This is a genomic window from Shewanella sp. 6_MG-2023 (genome assembly GCF_030547195.1).
GTDB lineage: Bacteria > Pseudomonadota > Gammaproteobacteria > Enterobacterales > Shewanellaceae > Shewanella.
The window spans coordinates 34,730-52,850 of the sequence record NZ_JAUOQU010000003.1; the positions used below are offsets into that span (position 1 = coordinate 34,730).

The following is an 18,121-nucleotide window of genomic DNA, read 5'->3' on the forward strand; positions in this document are numbered from 1 at the left end:
TTATAATTAAATATAAGTAGCAATTTTTTATCCCGAGCAATACTGCTTACACCTGACGATATTATTAATGGCTCGATTTATACCATGTTATCGGTAACATTTAAATCACATTTACACCAATAATTAACATTTTGTAAAAGTTGAACTTTGGATGCGTTGGGGAGGCAATAGCTGAAATGATAACGGGAAGGAAAAAAAGGCCAACATCCTTGTTGGCCTTATAAAGGTAATTAAACAATAAGAAGTACTGCCACAAACCCGATTAATTATATGACTTGATAATTCATCGGGCTGATATTAACAGCGAGTTTACAGTTAGTTTTTAAGCTATTTCTGAACACGTTTACGTTGGCGAATACAAGCCATGATAAGTAACATCATCCAACCCATACCCATAGCACCACCGCTACTGCTTTTAGTTGGTTCTTCGATTACCGGAGGTATAACTTCTGGCGCGGCTGCAACCGTGAGTGTGAACATGCTAAATGCTGATAACTCACCATCCGTTGCTGTCACTTTAATTTCAAATGTTCCCGCTTCAGTCAAGCTGCCAGATAAGCTCATGCCATCAATGCTTAATGTATCTAAGCCTGACACGCTATAAGTCAGAGTGTCATTTTCGGCATCAGCAAATACATCTGTTAAATCAACACTGAATGCAACACTGCCTGAGTCAGTAAGCTCAGTTTCAACATCGCTAAGTGGATTAGCCACTGTTGGAGCGGTATTAACAGGTACTTCAACTGGAGCCAAACCTTCAACTTTAATCAGTGTGCCACCAATGTTACGCACTAAATTTGACGTTGTCCCCAGTTCTAGTAAGCCGTAGTAAACCTCACCTTCTTCTAGCGGAGTTAAGGTTTGACTGTCATCAAGATAGCCATTAACTGTCATGCTGACATCAAACTCTTCGTCTTGGGCAACAGTACTTGGCGCATCAATGTCGAAACTTGCTTGAGAAGAATAACTAACATGAGTCACTCGCACTGTAACGTCATCAGCCTCATCAGCGACTGTGCCTTCATAGTTATGCGCAAGTATCCAGTAATTACCTGTGGTAGGTGTTGGAATAATACACTGCTCGTTAGAGTCAATTTCACCACTGATACACACTAATGAGTAATACAGTTCGCTTGCATCCGCTTTACCATCATTGTTCTCATCAATACCCACATATAAGTCCATGTCAGGTGAAGTTGTATCTGTGATTTCAACCACTAAACGTTTGGTATATGGTTTAACAACAGTCGTTGTGGTAAATAACACCTCTTGATTGTATGCAGGGCTGTTACGCTCAACATCATTAGATGCACCGATCGCTGTGCCGCTAAAGCTTTGTGATTTAAATAAACCAAAGCCGTTAACTTGCAGATCATTACTACCAGATGTAACGATGTCATTGATCTCGATTGTATTATCTAGGTTGTTTAACTTAGCTGAAACGCTATCTACGATTTGCCCCGCTTTAAAGCCAATAGTGGCCTGTAAGTGAGTATCACTCATGTCATCAGCTGAATTCTTTAGATTAATGTAGCCATGCACCCATTCATCAACTAACTCTGCATTAGCGATAGCCTTGATCGTCAATACTTGAGACTCACCAGCGTTAAGTGCAAATGATGAAGGTGACACTTCAAAAGTAAACCCATCATTTAAGTACTCATAACCCACTGTCCAGTTACTGCTTTTCGTCGCTGTGACTTTACGTGTCCAAGTACAATTTGAAATACACTCATTGTTAACCATCGAGCTTGTATTCAAATCACCTGGGTTACCGTCAATCGATGGGTTAGCTGCAAGATATTCTTCTTTAGTGATATCCATTAATAAACCCGCTTTTAGGGCATCATTAATACGGATACTACCGGCACCTTGAGTGAAGAAATCAGAGCGCTGTTTAACACCGTCATAGTCATCATCTTGGTAAGTCACCTGATAAGCTGTAGACATAATAGCCATTTGCGCTTGCGCAGGCGTCCATTGAGGATAAGCTGATTTGATCAAGGCAAGTGCGCCAGCAACATGTGGGCTTGCCATGGATGTCCCAGAGAATGACACATAAGGAATATGGCCAATCTCACCTTCAAATACTCTGTCCTCTGCATTTGCAGCATAGATATCCACACCCGGTCCAGCAATATCAGGAGCAAAAATATTCGGATATGGCAAGTTTGGTCCACGAGATGTAAATGCGCCGGCAATATCACCCAAACTATCATCAGTGCTGGTTACACTGGCAGCTATTGTTGCTTGGTGATCAGTCCCAGTTGCTAACCAGTCAGTCAATAATTGACCGTCAACATCATTTAAATGAATAGCTGGAAGTACGTGGTTATCATCATTTACCGTATCTGCACCACCTTCCAGGTTAATCAAAATCATGCCACCCGCACCGGCGTCTCTGACAATAATACCTTTACGTACACGAGCGTTAAGGCCACGTTCACAGACAACAATTTGATCGCTAGTAAATGTGTCTGCTTCAAAAGGCTCAGTACACATAGCATTGGCTTCATCATAATCTTTAGCCTGAACCACCTTACCGGTAAAGCCTTTGGTAACACCACGGCCCGATAAATCAGCCAGAGAAGTGCCACCAACAGAGGTGAAATCAGTCAAACCTTTCTCGTCAAAACTCAGGTTATGGCTATAAGCTGCTACGGTTGTTACCCAAGGCGCATTACCAGGAGAGCCAATTGTGCTCGCTGTAGGTCCTGCGTTACCAGCTGCTGTTGCCACATGAATACCAGCTTCACGAGCATTTAGGAATGCCTCAGCGCTTACTGAATCCCACGGGTCAGTTGCAGAGCCGCCAACTGAATAATTAAGTACTTGCACGCCATTTTCAATGGCATGCTCAAGAGCTTGAATCGTAAATTCAGGGTAACAAGAGCCTACATCGTCACATACTTGGTAAGAGACGATATTGGCATGGGGGGCCACGCCACTAATCTCAGGAAACTCAAAGGCACTTTTTTCGGCAATGATATTGCCATCTTCTTCTTCCACTTGAAGGTAATAATTAACGTTTTGAACGACGTTACCTGCTGCCGTAGATGCCACATGTGAGCCATGTCCGTGGAAGTCATAACCCACTTTAGCTTTATCCGCTAGGTCATCATAACTTGGGTCATCTAGGTTATCTGCAACACTTGCCCGATAATCAACAAGCTCTGGATAACTCACAATACCAATCAGTTTGTTGTTACAAAATTTAGGGTATTGCTGACAATCGCCAAAGTATTGATTTTCGCCATTTGGATTAACAAATACATGGCCATCATCGCCCACTTCTTTGAATGAGGGATGCGTAGCGTTAATGCCGGTATCCATAATACCTACAATAATCCCTTCACCTTTGGTACCAGGGATATCATTGACACCTTGCCAAACTTTTTTGGCTCCGATAAATTCAGGTCCTGTAGAAGTCTGAATATAATGCATACCGACAGGTTCAACACTGTATACATCTTGATCTTTTTGGATGGTTTTAACTTCACTGGCATCAAGCTGCAGTGCAAATGCATTAGCAACTACTTGATACTGTTGTGTTGGCTTTAAAGTACGGTTAAGTTTACCGCTTAACCTTTGGGTAATTTGTGTCTGCTTTGACTCAAGGTAGCGTTTATAGCTCACACTGGCTTGAGATTTAAGATTTAATACGCCCGCTGTAGTTTTGTTACTTTGATTACTTTTGATGCTGGTTGCGGCATAGCCTGTAACCGAGCCATCGTAACTTGCTAGCGCGCTATCTTTTAAACGGACAAAGTACAGTCCGTCAGTACGCATTTTTCCGGCAAGTTCTAGTTTTATTTTTTCTTGGCCAGGATTGATGCTGTTAAGCGGTTTGCCTGAATCAGCATGACTAGAAAATGCCAATACTGAACTCACAGCACTAAGAACCAAATATCTACTACTTAATTTCATTTGATAACCTATTATTCTTTTTATAAAGGGAAAGCCGAATTCGGCTTTCCCTACCAGGGTTAAACAAGCAAGTGTTTAGCCAGTTAGAAACGACGACGAAGAGCGATTAATCCTGCAAACAATAGTGAAAGCATACCTAAGCTACCACCACTGTCTTTTTCATACGTTGACTCTACAGTTAACGTGTGGCTCACTTCATTCACACCGTCAGAAGCCGTAACAGTTAGTTGATGACTACCTTCACTATCAAGTTCACCCGTGATTTGAGTGCCAGCGATAGCCAGTGCAGTAAAGCCTGAACCTTCAACTGTGTAGCTTAAGCTGTTACCTTCGACATCCATAAACAGTCCATCGATATCCATGGTAAAGCTTGCTGAATCGCCTTTTTTGAAGGTCAATTGAGGAGTCGGCATAGCAGCGGCAACGTCTTCATCAACTACTGGCGCAATATCATTCACGTCCGTGACCATCACCTTAATGCTTTCGGTTTCACCAACTGTGTTGCCTTTTTGAGCAAGGATTTTAAGTTCAAATTCTTGGTTATTCTCAAAATCAAGCGCTGATGGATTAACCACGTATAACTCATGAGTTTCTTGGTCAATCGCAAAAGGCGTACCTGTAACTGAATTAACGATATGCAATTCAAGCGGCTCAAAGTCTGTTGAACCGTAAGTAAAGAAGCCCTGAGTATCCAGCTCAATCTTTCCTAAAACAGTATTCATTTCAGCGCCTTCTGCAACGCTAAAGACTTGGTTAGCCTGTGCTTTTGCAACAATAGAACCATCATCATCTACCATTGCGTTATAGCCAATTTGCATAAAGTCATCGTTTACACTAACAACCATGAAATCTTTCGGTGCAGGGATCTGGCCGATACCACCTAAATCAGATGCGCCCACTGAAGCGATATAAACCTCTTCACCTGGTTGAGCAGTATAGGTTGGTGAAAACGCTAGCTCGCCAACTTCAGCATCTTGACCCATTGCCGCAAAACCAACATGAACAGAGCGGTCATTTGCTACATCGGTACACACATCCATGCCGGTAAACCAATCAAAGTAACAAGACTCTTCAACTGCATAATTACCACCTTTAATCGGGTTAAATTGTGCAATTGGTTCGTATTGTTCTTTACCTGTGTGGCGGTCGGTTTGAATATGGAAACCAAAGTTTTGGTCAAAATCTTCTACGCTATCAAGCTCGTGGTGATATAGGTCTTCAAGACAAACCTGAGAAACGATATTTTTGCCATTATTGGTAAAATACGTTGGTAGGGTAGATTCTTTCATACGACCATTTGGGTTGGTGTAGTCATAAGCAACGCTGTAATCAATTACATATGTCGCTGGTTGACCTTTGGCATTTAACGCAATACGTGGTTGATTGACCTGCTGCGCTTCATCATAAATGTAGCCATCTGCAAAACTCTCATTCCAGCCATTTTCTAAAACAACAGATTCAAAAAATAGGTCGTAAGCAAATAGCTGTGGGCCGCGTTCTTGAAAGTTAGCCAGTGCCACATCAGCGCGGTCAAATAAGCTCACCGCAATATTGAGTTTCTTACCTGAAACCGTACACATGGCATCATCAAAAATAGCGCCACCAACAGCTTTGATTTTATGACCTTTAACATTTTCTAAATCAGGTCTAACGGTACGGTTTTGTAAAATTAACGGATAAGCTTGAAAGGTTGTTTCAGTCTTAGAATCATTAATGAATGAAGCCACATAACCTTGATAACTGCCATTACCAAACTCATCATCAGGGTATAATTCACGACCCCAAGCTAAGTGATTCCATTCTGTTTGGAAAGTGTCTGGGTTCCAACCTAGATAAGTCGGAAACTCAATCGCGTTTGGGCGTTTAGTAATCGAGGTGCTGTGACGCGCTTTTACCATCCAACCAAGGTTAAGCTCAGGCTTACCTTCAGACATTAAGCTAATGTAACCATTTAGCTCAGTTGCTTTTAAGTTAGCGTCAGTATGATCCGCAGTGCTCATCAACGGCCATTGTGGCAGTTTATTAGCATCAACTATCATAGACACAGGTATAACCACACTTGAATTAGCAGGGATATTCACTGATTCAGGCAAGTTAAGTGTTAATGCTTCATGGGCAGCTTTATCACCGACCATTTTAAACGATAAGCTGTAGGTCTGAGCGGTATCTGAGACATTGCGAACAGTGATATTCTTATGAACTGTTTTAGTATCTGCAATTTCATGCATACCAAATTGAACGTAAGGTTGATTTGAAGCGCTTTCCCAAGCCACTAAAGGCGAGCTGATTGCAGCATCTAAATCTTCAACACCATGACCAATAGAATAGATTTCAGCAGGGGTAATTTCATCACTTTCTAAAATACTATCGATATTAGCAGTGTTAGCTAAAACAGCTTTAATTTCAGCAGGACCAAAACCTGGGAACTGACTTTTAATCACCGCAGCAGCGGCAGCAATTCTTGCAGCACCTGCCATAGAGCCAGAGCGCATACCGTACTTAGCTGCAGTTTCATCTGCATTGGAAATATGCACCACTGGCTGATTGTCAGTGAAAGTGACAATTTCAGGCTTTAACGTTTGTGAGCCACGCACTGGGCCCATTGCAGCCCATTCAGGTACAACAAGTGTTTCACCATCGTCAGCATAGTTTACTGCACCAACAGTAATTGCCGAAGTCGCACTACCTTCAGCTGAAATCCAGTTACGGTGTTTAGCTTCAGCGTCACCATAAAGTGAGTACTCAGCTAAATCTCCAGCATGAGTGACTACAGTCATACCTTGAGCTGATACACGTTCAATCATCAATTGCAGTAAGCTTACCGAGGCATTACCATCGATATCAAAAAATGCACCCGCGCCAGAAGCCTCTAGTAATGCAATATCGATACGGTCACTAATATCACCATCTTGGTTAGGGTCAAGAGCATGCTCAAAGGCTTGAACAAGTTTATCTAATGAAGGTCCTGACGCCGTAATATAAGTAGGGTCCCAACTTGCGCCCGATACGTTATAGACTTTATAAGCATGAAGTGATGCACCAGGTGCAAGTTGATGCACGATACTCGCAAGCTCAGTCCCCATGCCTGTAGGGTATACCCAACCATCCCAAGACTCATAGCTTAGGTTTTGATCGATTGGGTTAGCGTCATTACCGTAGTTTTCGCTTGAAAAATCCCAACCACCTGCAACTACCGCTGTAGGGAAGCCGCTATATTCAATAGCGCCATTTTCTAAGGCTTCTAAATAACTGCCAGCCGGTGGAGGCGTTTCAGGGTCATTATTTTCGCCATAAACACCTGAACCACCAAATATTGGTAAAGTGTAATCAATACCGGTAGAAATGATTGCAACGCTAACACCAGCACCAGCCGATTCATTGCCAGTATATGGAGTCAGTAAGGCGACTTCTTCATCGGCCATTACCGTAGCATTTTGCTGAACAGACTGAGTCGCTTCAGTTTGCTTAACGCTGCTAGTATTGCTGGCACTGAAAATACGTTGCACTGCATCAAGCGCCTTAACTTGAGCAACTGAGCCGCTTTGCAGTTCAACATTGATTATATTCGCAACTAACCCTGAACGCGCTGTTAATATTGCCTGCGGATCAATGGCTTTAATTTGGTTGAATACTTGATCTTGTAATTTGCTAACTTCAGCAAGGCGTTGCGTGTAATCGCGTTTATCACCTTGGCGCTCGATAGCTGCGGCATTTGTTAAATATAGAGTATAGGTCGCGCGTTCTTGCTGCTGAGCGCTACCATATGCTGATACTGATTCGGTCTGAGCATTCGCATGTAGAGCACCCGACAGAATGGCGGTTGAGACGCATAATGCGAGCGTGCATTTATTAAATTTCATTTCCATTCCTTCACGTTATTTTTTGTTATTCGGCCTTTTTCAGGCTCTAACCAATTAATAACGTGCAAGGAACATTGTCACAACAACCTCAGATTCATTTAATACTCATATTTATATCTGCGCTTGTCTAGCTTATATCTTTTAATTATCTTTTTTATTTAAATACAGGCATTTAACTACGAAAAACATAATACTAACAACACTAGTTAGAGGCGATAACCAACAACATCGGCCTCGTTAGCAACCTTTAATGTTAACAATAAAGACTGTTCATCAGCGCTTGATAAACCAAAAAACTTGCGCACTGTATTCGCTGGAAATGACATCACAGTTTGTATCTCGCCAGCAGCATTGATTCGTTGGATCAGGTCTTGTTTTACTGTGCGTTCGACGAAATATACAAAGCCATCTTCATAGTAAAATGAGCCAAAATCATATTTAGCTAAACGATCGGTAATCTGGCTAACTTCATTAGTATTGGCATCAAAACGCCAAATACCATTTAAATTAAACTTCGACATATACAGTATATCTGGGGACTCACCTTCAACAGCATAATTCCCTTGGCCAAACTTAATTGGCTGTAATTTATCATCAAGTGAATAACGATAAATGCCACTACTCTCATTTTCAGTGCCTTTAAAATAGATAGCCTTACCATCTTTAGACCAACTGATGTTTTCGGCTGCAAGATCGCCAATATCAACTCTTTCAAATAGTTCCGACTGAATATTACCTAAATATAAGGTTTGTTTATCATTACGGTTGATGGTGACGGCAAACATCTCACTGGTAGGCGATACCCCCACGACCCCTGCATTCCCCATGCTTTTAGTCAGGTTTTTACTAGTGACTTGGTTATTTTTCCAGGTGGACCACAATTTTGAACGATTTGACAAAAATAAAATATCACCAGTCTTTTTTGAATAACGGGCATACATGTCTCGTGAAGATGAGGAGATTTTTCGCAGTACTTTTTGGTTTTGATAGCTCAGTTGTGCAATATACTCTTTTGAAATGTGCTCGCTAATAAATAGCGTCTCGGACACATCGGAATAAGTGACGCTACTGATTAAGCCAGTAAATGGAATGGTATGCTGAACATTACCTAACAGATCAATTTTAGAGATCACTAAATTTGATCCTTCAATATGATTCACATAAAAGCTGTCATTTTGATAACTAAAGTCATAGTCAATAATACTGACACTATTCGCTATTAAATCAACAACATCACTTTCACCACGTTTTAATAGCAGGCTCATTTGAAGTGATGAACTTTTTTCTCTGATAAACGCAATTTCATCATTATTGGTCAATTGATGAGGCGAAAAGTCTACCTCGTTTTTACCGGGCTTGGTTAATTGTGTACTTTGCTTTGTCGACATCGAATATGAAAACAAAGCCACTCTATCAGTTAATTGCTTCGCAAAAATAAGTGTATCTTCATCATTTTTTGACCAGCTCAGTACTCGTTTAAATGGCAAATAAAAGCAGCCCTCAGTCACAAGATCATCGGTATTTTGCTGTAAATGCCTTACTCTTACTTGGCAAACACCACTAGCTAAAACTCGCACGTAAGCCAGTTTTTGATCGGACGGCGACCAAGCGGGAGAAGCTTCTTCACTATCGACAAACGAAATTAATTTCAGTGGCGAGTCATTGTTATTAAGCTCTTTAATATAAATTTTGCCCGGTTGCTGACCATTACGCCATTGCATCGCAAGGTATTTGCCATCATTGGACACGGCAATATGCTCTTCAACCCCTTCAAAATTGGTCACTTTACTTTTTATTGGTGACGCCAAAGCGGCTGCGGCTTCAGGCTCTGTAAAAGATTTGATAAATTGATAAGCGGAATAACTGAGTAGTATCACAAATGCGAGCACAAAAACTGCCAACACGGTATGTTTACGGCCTGCCTTTTTGTGAGTGATATCTGAAAGACTCGTCTCCTCATTAGCTGAAGAAATTAATGAAATCGGTAACACTAATTGGTAACCAAGTTTTGGTAATGTCAGCAGTAAATCAGCTTCAATATGTAAATCTTTAAAGGATTTTCGTATTAGCCATACTGAATTAGTGAAACCTTTTTCACCAACAGCTTGGTTACCATCCCAGATGGTATCAATTGCTGTTTGGCGAGAAACAATATGATCTGGACTATCAATAAACAGTTTCAGCAACTCAAACACTTTAGCCGACAACTTAATTGTCTTATCACCACAGCTTAAGGTCATTATGCTGCAATCTAACGTACACGGCCCTATTTGATACTGAAGTAATGCCATCAAGTCTCACCTAGTAATTTGTTATTATTATTATTTTCACTAGTCATCATAAATAAATATCTACAAAAAACCATTCCAAGCGCAACTCATTTGATACAAATCTAATTAAGCTATTGTTAACGAAGGCGTTAACCCGCGTTACAACTTGTATCAAAATATAAACAGTCACTTTATATACATAAATATTATGAGTTATACCTTGATAGTATACAAAACAGAGTATCAGCTAACAATTATGTTTACACTTATTTAACAAGTGATTTGTGTTGATATTAGCGCTTTTTTTAGTGATAAATGCTAAAGGCACAGCAGCATTATTTAAAATACAACTTACTTGTCTGATTTTATTCAATAAAGACACGAGGTTAACCACAGTATTTTTTCAGAGCTTAGCCTCTCTTAAGGCTTATCAAACTCTGTATAGGTACAATAAAGTGGAATCTTGCTGGTTTACATAAGGCTTAATGACCATATTTCTAGTAAGTCAATAAGGGGGCCTCTATTGATAAGCCCAAATCCACTGGCTAAATAAATTGTTTAATTTAGCATACAGCCTTAAAAAATATCACCACAAAAAACACATTAAACTAATACAATCATAAAGATAAGCACAACTAATTCCTAAACAAGCTTTTAGGTTGAATTTAATTATTTGCGGCATTGCACAATTTTTGACTTATTATCGTATTGGGGGGTGTTATCATTTTTAAATTCGACTAAAATAGACGTCTAGATGTAGATACCTCTACACGTTCAAATTCAAAAAGACGAGATTTCCCATTATGGCAAACCACTTGTTCACCTCTGAGTCGGTCTCAGAAGGTCATCCAGATAAAATCGCTGATCAGATTTCTGATGCAGTATTAGACGCAATTTTAGAGCAAGACCCTAAAGCGCGTGTTGCTTGTGAAACTTACGTAAAAACAGGCATGGTATTAGTCGGTGGTGAAGTCACAACTTCTGCATGGGTTGATATCGAAGAAATCACGCGTAAAACAGTGCGTGAAATTGGTTACACTCATTCTGATATGGGTTTTGATGCTGATTCTTGCGCCATTTTAAATGCCATTGGTAAGCAGTCTCCTGATATCAACCAAGGTGTTGACCGCAGTGATCCTGCAGAACAAGGCGCTGGTGACCAAGGTTTAATGTTTGGTTATGCCAGCAACGAAACTGACGTATTAATGCCTGCTCCTATTACTTACGCTCACAAACTTGTGAAACGTCAATCTGAAGTACGTAAAGATGGCACCTTACCTTGGCTTCGCCCAGATGCAAAAAGCCAAGTTACCTTTGCTTATGATGAAGGTAAAATTGTTGGTATCGATGCAATCGTTCTATCAACTCAACATCGTGAAGATGTTAGTCAGGAAGACTTAATCGAAGGCGTAATGGAAACCATCATTAAGCCAGTTTTACCATCACAGTGGTTAAACAAAGATACTAAGTACTTCATCAACCCAACTGGCCGTTTTGTTATTGGTGGCCCTGTAGGTGACTGTGGTTTAACCGGTCGTAAAATCATCGTTGATACCTATGGCGGCATGGCGCGTCATGGTGGTGGTGCTTTCTCAGGTAAAGACCCATCAAAAGTTGACCGTAGTGCTGCATACGCAGCACGTTATGTAGCGAAGAACATCGTCGCTGCAGGTCTTGCAGATCGTTGTGAAATCCAAGTTTCTTATGCAATCGGTGTAGCAGAGCCTACCTCAATTAGCATCGAAACATTTGGTACCGGTAAAGTATCAGAAGACGTATTAATTAAGTTAGTTCGTCAACACTTCGAACTGCGCCCTTACGGCCTAACAGCGATGTTGGATTTGGCTCGTCCAATTTACCAACAAACTGCTGCTTATGGTCACTTCGGCCGTAACGAATTCCCATGGGAAGCGACTGATAAAGCTGAAATCTTACGTGCTGATGCCGGTCTATAATTAGCCCTCATTACAGTATGTAAAACTAAAAAAACCGTCAATTGACGGTTTTTTTATATCTATAATTTGCTGATTGATTCAACTTGGACTATTTCGCTATAGTTTTATTTCGCTATAGTTTTATTTCGCTACAGTTCTGCAGAGCACATAAACTGTCACTACTTACGAGTAAGCTTAACCTTCTCTCTGGTTAAGCAGTAATCACTGCCGGCCATTCTTCCTATGGCATCTAATTTGTCACTATCGATTCTAAAATCCTCAATGATGTCATCTTTAACATGAATAGCGACGACATTACCTAATATTAAATGGCCAGATAACGGTTCATTGCCCAAATCAATAATCTGATTAAGCTGGCACTCAAAGCTAATTAGCGCTTGCTTAACGAGACTCGGCTTAACTATAGATGCTGGGGCTTTTTCAATGTTGGCATACTCAAATTCATCTATATCCGCAGGAATATGATGGCAAGTTTCATTCATCACCGCTAAATCAGGATAGCTCACTGTATTGATGACAAATTCACCCTGTTGGCGAATATTAGTTAACGTATCCTTTTCCTGACCATCACCCATGCCCATAGGGTTGAAACACAGCACTGGCGGGTTAGCGCTGGCCACAGTAAAAAACGAAAAAGGTGCTAAATTGGCCACCCTATCAACAGAAATAGTGGAAACCCATGCGATGGGTCTAGGCGTTACTCCACCAATCAATAACTTATATATTTGTTGCTTACTTAACTGTTGTGGCGACAATAACATTAGGCTCTCGCAAATATTCTTAATAGGGTAAATCACATTCAACTTTAACAGTACTATGTCAGGTATGTACGCTGTATAGGTTTTAAAAATATGTTAACCCAACACATTTTGATCGGTTAAAGATGAAACTCCTTTGCAAGATATCAAACCGCTGTTCAGAATGACAATTGCTCAATTCTAACAAGGGAGTAATGAAGCGAGTCTTTTCTATCTAAGCCATCAATTAAACATTAAAATTGTGCCATCCAATAACAAAAGAATGAGCTTTCACCTTTCAGAACTTTATCGCTCTACATACTCAATAGGTAAAAATTTAATGCGTAAAACCCAATGGTTATTTGATGATGTCACTCAATTCAAAACGTCAATAGCACCAGCGATGACAGCCGGGCAACAAAAGTGCTGGTCAATGCTGAAACAGTTTTACAAACAACAGATGCCTTATTCAAAGCCAACAATGAAAGAAGATATAGCGGTGATCATGGCTCAAGATACTCAGTTACAGCAGTCGAATATTGATAAAGAAATGAATGAACCTGTTAATACAGTTTCTAGTGCCGCTATTGCTAAAGGAAAGAGTCGCAATAATCCTGACAATAGTATTATTGCGGTAGTAAGAATAAAGCCCATTGGCCAATATCAGTTGGTAACCGGCCTTGTCGTTGCTAGTGAGTATAGAGGCGGTGGACTTGCCCATACATTGCTAGCATTCATTGCTGAAAAACTAAAATGCGAGCAATGTTTTGTATTTTCCTTACCCCATTTAACCCAACTTTATCAAGAGCATGGCTTCAATGAGGTAAAACTGGCGACAAATGATATTCAACAACTTTATCTAAAACATCATTCACCACAAAAACCATTGGTGCTAATGCAGCTGCAGACTCAACTTTCTTCTAGAAAATAGTTTAAAAGCAACCGCTTGTTAAAAACTTCGCGTTAATAATCGTTTCGTTAACAGTGATCAAAATGCGCAGTTTCGACACACATAAAGGAAATCTGCTGTAATGATAAAACTGGTACATTCATCACTCGACCATTGTCAGTATCAAGTAGGTGATTGTCAGTACTCAGCACAATTTGCTCTTGATAACCATTTGAACGCCCGCATAAAATCCATTGGTCTTGCCATTTTACTGCATATATTGACTGAGCATTCCCGCTGGTTGTCGGCTGCTTATTAAGCTCAAATGCTTCACAATCCAAATCATTAGCCGCAAGCACACCCACTACAATTTTTAAATTCTCGAATGCTGATAGTCTTAACGACAAATAAGATGCAAATAACTCATTAAACAGCTGAGTTGTATTTTGTTCCATAGTGACCTCTTAAACCTCATCTTGATGTCTTTTTCGATGAGAGTACGATACTAATTAGCTAACACCAGTAAATAATAATCACGCTGCTGAAAGCCAAAATAATCGACCACTTCCATCGATGCCTTACGGGTATGTGCGGCAAAAGATAATGCATTATCTTCAGCAATGAAGGTGACCATATAAGGTAGCTTTTTGCCTACATGCCTTGCTAACTGACTAACCAGTTGTTCAAAAATACCTTGGCCGCGATGATTACTATGGATCCAAATAGGACCATATTGGCAACTGTTACTCTCAGATAAACGGCTATAACCCATTTCGATACTGGGTAAGCGCTTTAATATCGCTTGATAGATAGACCAAGATTTAAATAGGGACCAAGGGCCAGCAATAACATAACCAATAATCTTGCTATCGCAGCAAGCCAGCATTATCCAGCCTTGATTAATTAAGCTGGTAATTTGCGGCTCCGAAAAGTGTTGCCCTGCCATCCCCTGTCCATTTGCCCCTAGCTCATCATGCATATGAGTTAGCTCAAGCTGAGCAATTTCAGCGGCATCATCTCGTTGGGCTAATCGATAACTAACTTTCATTTATCTTGCTCATCATCAGTTGAGTTTACGGCTTGTTTTTGCGCCCAACTAAAAACCAGGGCTACCGGATAAGGCGCCATGATGACAAACCCAAGCCCAATTAAACACGCCACGACTAACATGCCAGAGACTTGACTAGCCACTTCAGTGAATAAATACAAACCAGCGCCGACGGCGACAAAAATCAATCCAACGGCATGCAAAATTTTAAAAATGTTACTCATTAAACTCACTCTTTTTGGCTAATAGCCTTATTGTATCGCCTTATCGGGCAGATTCGGCTGATTTAACATTTATTGATTAAATAAGGCGGTAATAAAATCAGTAAATTATCATTAATTATTATTCAAGATGAAAAAAATCAATGTGACTCAGTATATACTATGGCTATTAACGACCCTATTTGGAAATGCCTCTCATGTTCAAACCTCTCCTCGGCGCGTGTTGTATTATTTTTGGACTCAGTGCTTGTCAAAGTGCGCCGCCTCCAGTTGAACAAGTCAATCTACTTGGCAGTTGGCATATTGAAACCGCGCTATCAAATCCTGTGATTGATAATAGCCCTGCACAAATTACCTTTGCTGAAGAAGGTAAATTATCTGGCAACAACAGCTGTAACCGCTTCTTTGGTGATTATAGCCAGCAACAAGATAAGCTAAGCTTAACGCCTGCAGGCACTACCAGAATGGCCTGTGTTGAAGTATTGATGCAGCAAGAGCAAAGTATTATGAAAGCAATGACGTTAGTCACCAATATCAAACAAGCGAAATCGGGTAAGCTATTACTAAAATCTCAAGATGGCGCCACCTTATTGGTATTGGCTAAACAAGATTAGCTTGCGATTAAACAAAAAAAGAGTGAAGCCATGGCTTCACTCTTTTTGTATCAATCGCTCACAGCATGATGCTAGCTAGGTATTTTTACCTGTGACTCAGTTTGTTGTAATTCAGTTTCTGCCTGCTGCACAATCATCGCAGACTGCTCCATATCCGCATTATAATGCTCAACATCAAGTTCATCTTCAGAGCGAGCAATCATAGTCGTTGCCACTAAGTCTCCTGAAACGTTAACCACTGTTCGCGCCATATCTAATATTCGGTCGATACCGGCAATAATTGCCACACCTTCAAGTGGTAAGCCTACCGTTGTTAACACCAAGGTCAACATCACTAAACCAGCGCCAGGCACACCCGCAGTGCCAATTGAGGCTAAAGTCGCGGTAAGAATAATCGTTATGTATTCAACCCAAGTTAAATCCACCCCAAATGCCTGAGCAACAAATAACGCAGTCACGCCCTGATAAAGCGCTGTGCCATCCATATTAATGGTGGTTCCCAGTGGCAATACAAAGCTTGAAATCTTTTTATTCACACCTAAGTTTTCACTGGCACACTTCATGCTCGCAGGCAGGGTTCCTGCTGAACTTGAAGTGGTAAATGCCACCGCCATCGCATTAGCAATGCCTTTAAAAAACTGCAGCGGATTGAGTTTGCCAAACACAGTTAATACTAAGCTGTAAAAACCAAGAATATGTAATGCACACCCCAAATAAACCGCTACAATGACTTTAATTAGCGGCAACAACATCTCTAAGCCATACTCACCTGCAACCCAAGCCATCAGGCCAAACACGCCATAAGGTGCTAACTTCATCACCATGTCAGTCAGCTTGTACATGGCTTCTGCTAAGCTTTCAAATAGCTTAATCGCAGGCTTGCCACGCTCGCCGATTAACACCAGTGAAATACCTAATGCCACAGCAAATACAATTACCTGCAGAATTTGACCACTGGCTAGTGCCGCGACAGGGTTAGTCGGCACAATATTAATCAAGGTATCCATTAAGCTTGGCGCTTGCTTTACATCGGCTGCAGCTGCAGCCCCTTTAAGACCAAGACCTGCACCAGGCTGCATGATATAACCGACAAGCAGGCCAATACTGATAGCAATCGAAGTGGTACCTAAATAAAAGGCAAAAGACTTAAAGCCAATTCGGCCCATTTTCGCCGTATCCTGCATCGAGGTCACACCAACAATGAGCGAGCAAAATACCAAAGGAATAATTAACATTTTGATGGTATTTACAAACAAAGTACCAATGGGTTTTAAATAGTTGGCATCTTCACCTAGGCTTACCCCAGTAATAATACCTAGCACCATACCTATGAGGATTTGTAACCACAAAGGAACTGACATCCAGCGAGACCAGGCCCGACCAAGAAGTGAAGGAGCATGTTTTGACATGATTTAAAACCCTGTAAAATTGATAGTTGAGTAATTAAGTACGCTGCTTATGATATGACTAACGAATGCACCGCTAAAGGTGGCATATATCACGATAAAAATCGGCGACGCATACTAGCATGACACCTCAACTACATTAGATGATCTAGGTCACCTTATAAGGTCTATACACTATAAATTACAGGGTTTAAGCGCATTAAGCTTCAAAAACAGTTTCAGCCTCATCAGTACCGACCTTTAGAGTATAAAGTGCTGCCGGAGGTCGCTCCCTTTCAATTAAGTAACTCCAGTAATCATCATCAAATCCCGCGAGAAAATTATTGCCCTCGCCACGTGATTTTAAGATTAACCACCACCAGACCATGCCCCAACAGCCAAAGGTGACTATGGTGAGCAAAAAATGCAACAAATGATTAATCGAAGGCTGTGTAAGCGATCTGACTGTAGTAGCATGAGCTAAGTGAATCCTATTAGGGTGGCTAAAATATCGCCTAACCCTAAATTGATAGCGTCGGTAAATCGATGAGCTGACAGCTTTATTAGCCTGAACCGTAGAATTTAATCCTGATTGACATTGAGCATGTGGCTTTGCCATAACTGCCCCCAAAAACAAAACAAGTATAATTATTAAGCATAGCAGCTTAGACTTTAGTCGAATAAAAATTAGCACTATTTTTATATCAAGGAGCCACAATGAAAATAAGAAAAGGCCAACTATCAGATTTATCAGCATTAGTTGAATTTAACCAAGCCATGGCAATGGAAACTGAGCAGCTTCACTTGGATAATGAACAGCTCACTAAAGGGGTGAGCACTATGCTAAGCAGCCCAGAAAAAGGCTTTTATTTAGTGGCTGAGATAGATGGTGACATCGTGGGTTCATTAATGGTCACCCTTGAATGGAGTGATTGGCGCGCAACTAACTATTGCTGGATCCAAAGTGTGTATATACGCCCGCAAAACCGCCGCCAAGGAATATATGGCAAACTTTATCAGCAAGTTAAAGCAATGGCTGAGGACATGGGCGGCGCGGCCAGTTTCAGATTATATGTAGAGCATGATAATCATGCCGCTCAGCAAACCTATAAGGCACTCGGCATGGAGCAAAGCCATTATTTGATGTTTGAACAGCTTCCAGAAGCTCACTAATCAGCGTCAACTATCAAAAAATCTCAATAAAAAAGGCTTTCA

At 40.9% G+C, this 18,121-nt stretch carries 12 protein-coding genes and 1 pseudogene; 4 read left to right on the forward strand and 9 right to left on the reverse strand.

The features are described from left to right. Window positions 1-327: 327 nt before the first annotated feature. The 3 genes from Q4533_RS02500 to Q4533_RS02510 all read right to left on the reverse strand — a co-directional run bounded on the left by Q4533_RS02500 (window position 328) and on the right by Q4533_RS02510 (window position 10,078). Entirely contained in the window at window positions 328-3,927 is a 3,600-nt protein-coding gene (locus Q4533_RS02500) for a S8 family serine peptidase (RefSeq protein WP_303501731.1), read from the reverse strand. A gap of 83 nt (window positions 3,928-4,010) precedes the next feature. Then, window positions 4,011-7,787 (reverse strand): S8 family serine peptidase, encoded by a 3,777-nt coding sequence (locus Q4533_RS02505; RefSeq protein WP_303501734.1) that lies wholly within the window; start codon window positions 7,785-7,787, stop codon window positions 4,011-4,013. Between the two features lie 206 nt (window positions 7,788-7,993). Then, entirely contained in the window at window positions 7,994-10,078 is a 2,085-nt protein-coding gene (locus Q4533_RS02510) for a winged helix-turn-helix domain-containing protein (protein WP_303501737.1), read from the reverse strand. A gap of 782 nt (window positions 10,079-10,860) precedes the next feature. Between Q4533_RS02510 and metK the strand changes: the two genes are divergently transcribed. Continuing rightward, window positions 10,861-12,012, forward strand: a complete 1,152-nt coding sequence (gene metK / locus Q4533_RS02515) for a methionine adenosyltransferase (protein WP_102439707.1) — start codon at window positions 10,861-10,863, stop codon at window positions 12,010-12,012. Between the two features lie 158 nt (window positions 12,013-12,170). On the opposite strand, the gene Q4533_RS02520 is transcribed toward metK, so the two are convergent. Continuing rightward, window positions 12,171-12,773: a flavin reductase family protein gene (locus tag Q4533_RS02520; protein WP_303501741.1), complete on the reverse strand. Its 603-nt coding sequence runs from the start codon at window positions 12,771-12,773 to the stop codon at window positions 12,171-12,173. 316 nt (window positions 12,774-13,089) lie between these two features. On the opposite strand from Q4533_RS02520, the gene Q4533_RS02525 reads away from it, so the two are divergent. Further along, window positions 13,090-13,680, forward strand: a complete 591-nt coding sequence (locus Q4533_RS02525) for a GNAT family N-acetyltransferase (protein WP_157936101.1) — start codon at window positions 13,090-13,092, stop codon at window positions 13,678-13,680. Between the two features lie 47 nt (window positions 13,681-13,727). Here the strand turns inward: Q4533_RS02525 and Q4533_RS02530 are convergent, their stop codons facing one another. The 3 genes from Q4533_RS02530 to Q4533_RS02540 are packed head-to-tail and all read right to left on the reverse strand — an operon-like array spanning window position 13,728 to window position 14,910. Beyond that, the gene (locus Q4533_RS02530; RefSeq protein WP_102439710.1) at window positions 13,728-14,093 is read right to left on the reverse strand and encodes a hypothetical protein; all 366 of its coding nucleotides are present in this window, start codon (window positions 14,091-14,093) and stop codon (window positions 13,728-13,730) included. A 50-nt stretch (window positions 14,094-14,143) separates the two neighbouring features. Then, window positions 14,144-14,686: a GNAT family N-acetyltransferase gene (locus Q4533_RS02535; RefSeq protein WP_102439711.1), complete on the reverse strand. Its 543-nt coding sequence runs from the start codon at window positions 14,684-14,686 to the stop codon at window positions 14,144-14,146. Continuing rightward, a complete protein-coding gene (locus Q4533_RS02540) occupies window positions 14,683-14,910 on the reverse strand; it encodes a hypothetical protein (protein ID WP_102439712.1) in 228 nt (75 codons plus the stop codon). The genes Q4533_RS02535 and Q4533_RS02540 overlap by 4 nt, the downstream gene beginning before the upstream one ends. Before the next feature lie 194 nt (window positions 14,911-15,104). Between Q4533_RS02540 and Q4533_RS02545 the strand changes: the two genes are divergently transcribed. Beyond that, window positions 15,105-15,521, forward strand: coding sequence for an META domain-containing protein (locus tag Q4533_RS02545; protein WP_102439713.1), 417 nt, complete (start codon window positions 15,105-15,107; stop codon window positions 15,519-15,521). A 71-nt stretch (window positions 15,522-15,592) separates the two neighbouring features. Here the strand turns inward: Q4533_RS02545 and Q4533_RS02550 are convergent, their stop codons facing one another. Beyond that, complete coding sequence (locus tag Q4533_RS02550; protein ID WP_102439714.1) at window positions 15,593-16,930, reverse strand: dicarboxylate/amino acid:cation symporter; 1,338 nt, start codon at window positions 16,928-16,930, stop codon at window positions 15,593-15,595. A 196-nt stretch (window positions 16,931-17,126) separates the two neighbouring features. Further along, window positions 17,127-17,348 (reverse strand): annotated as a pseudogene (locus Q4533_RS02555) (hypothetical protein); the annotation flags it as partial. Window positions 17,349-17,623: 275 nt separating this feature from the next. Here Q4533_RS02555 and Q4533_RS02560 point away from each other — a divergent pair. Beyond that, window positions 17,624-18,079 carry a GNAT family N-acetyltransferase gene (locus Q4533_RS02560; protein ID WP_102439716.1) on the forward strand — a complete coding sequence of 152 codons (456 nt, stop codon included), beginning with the start codon at window positions 17,624-17,626 and terminating at the stop codon, window positions 18,077-18,079. Window positions 18,080-18,121: the final 42 nt, after the last annotated feature.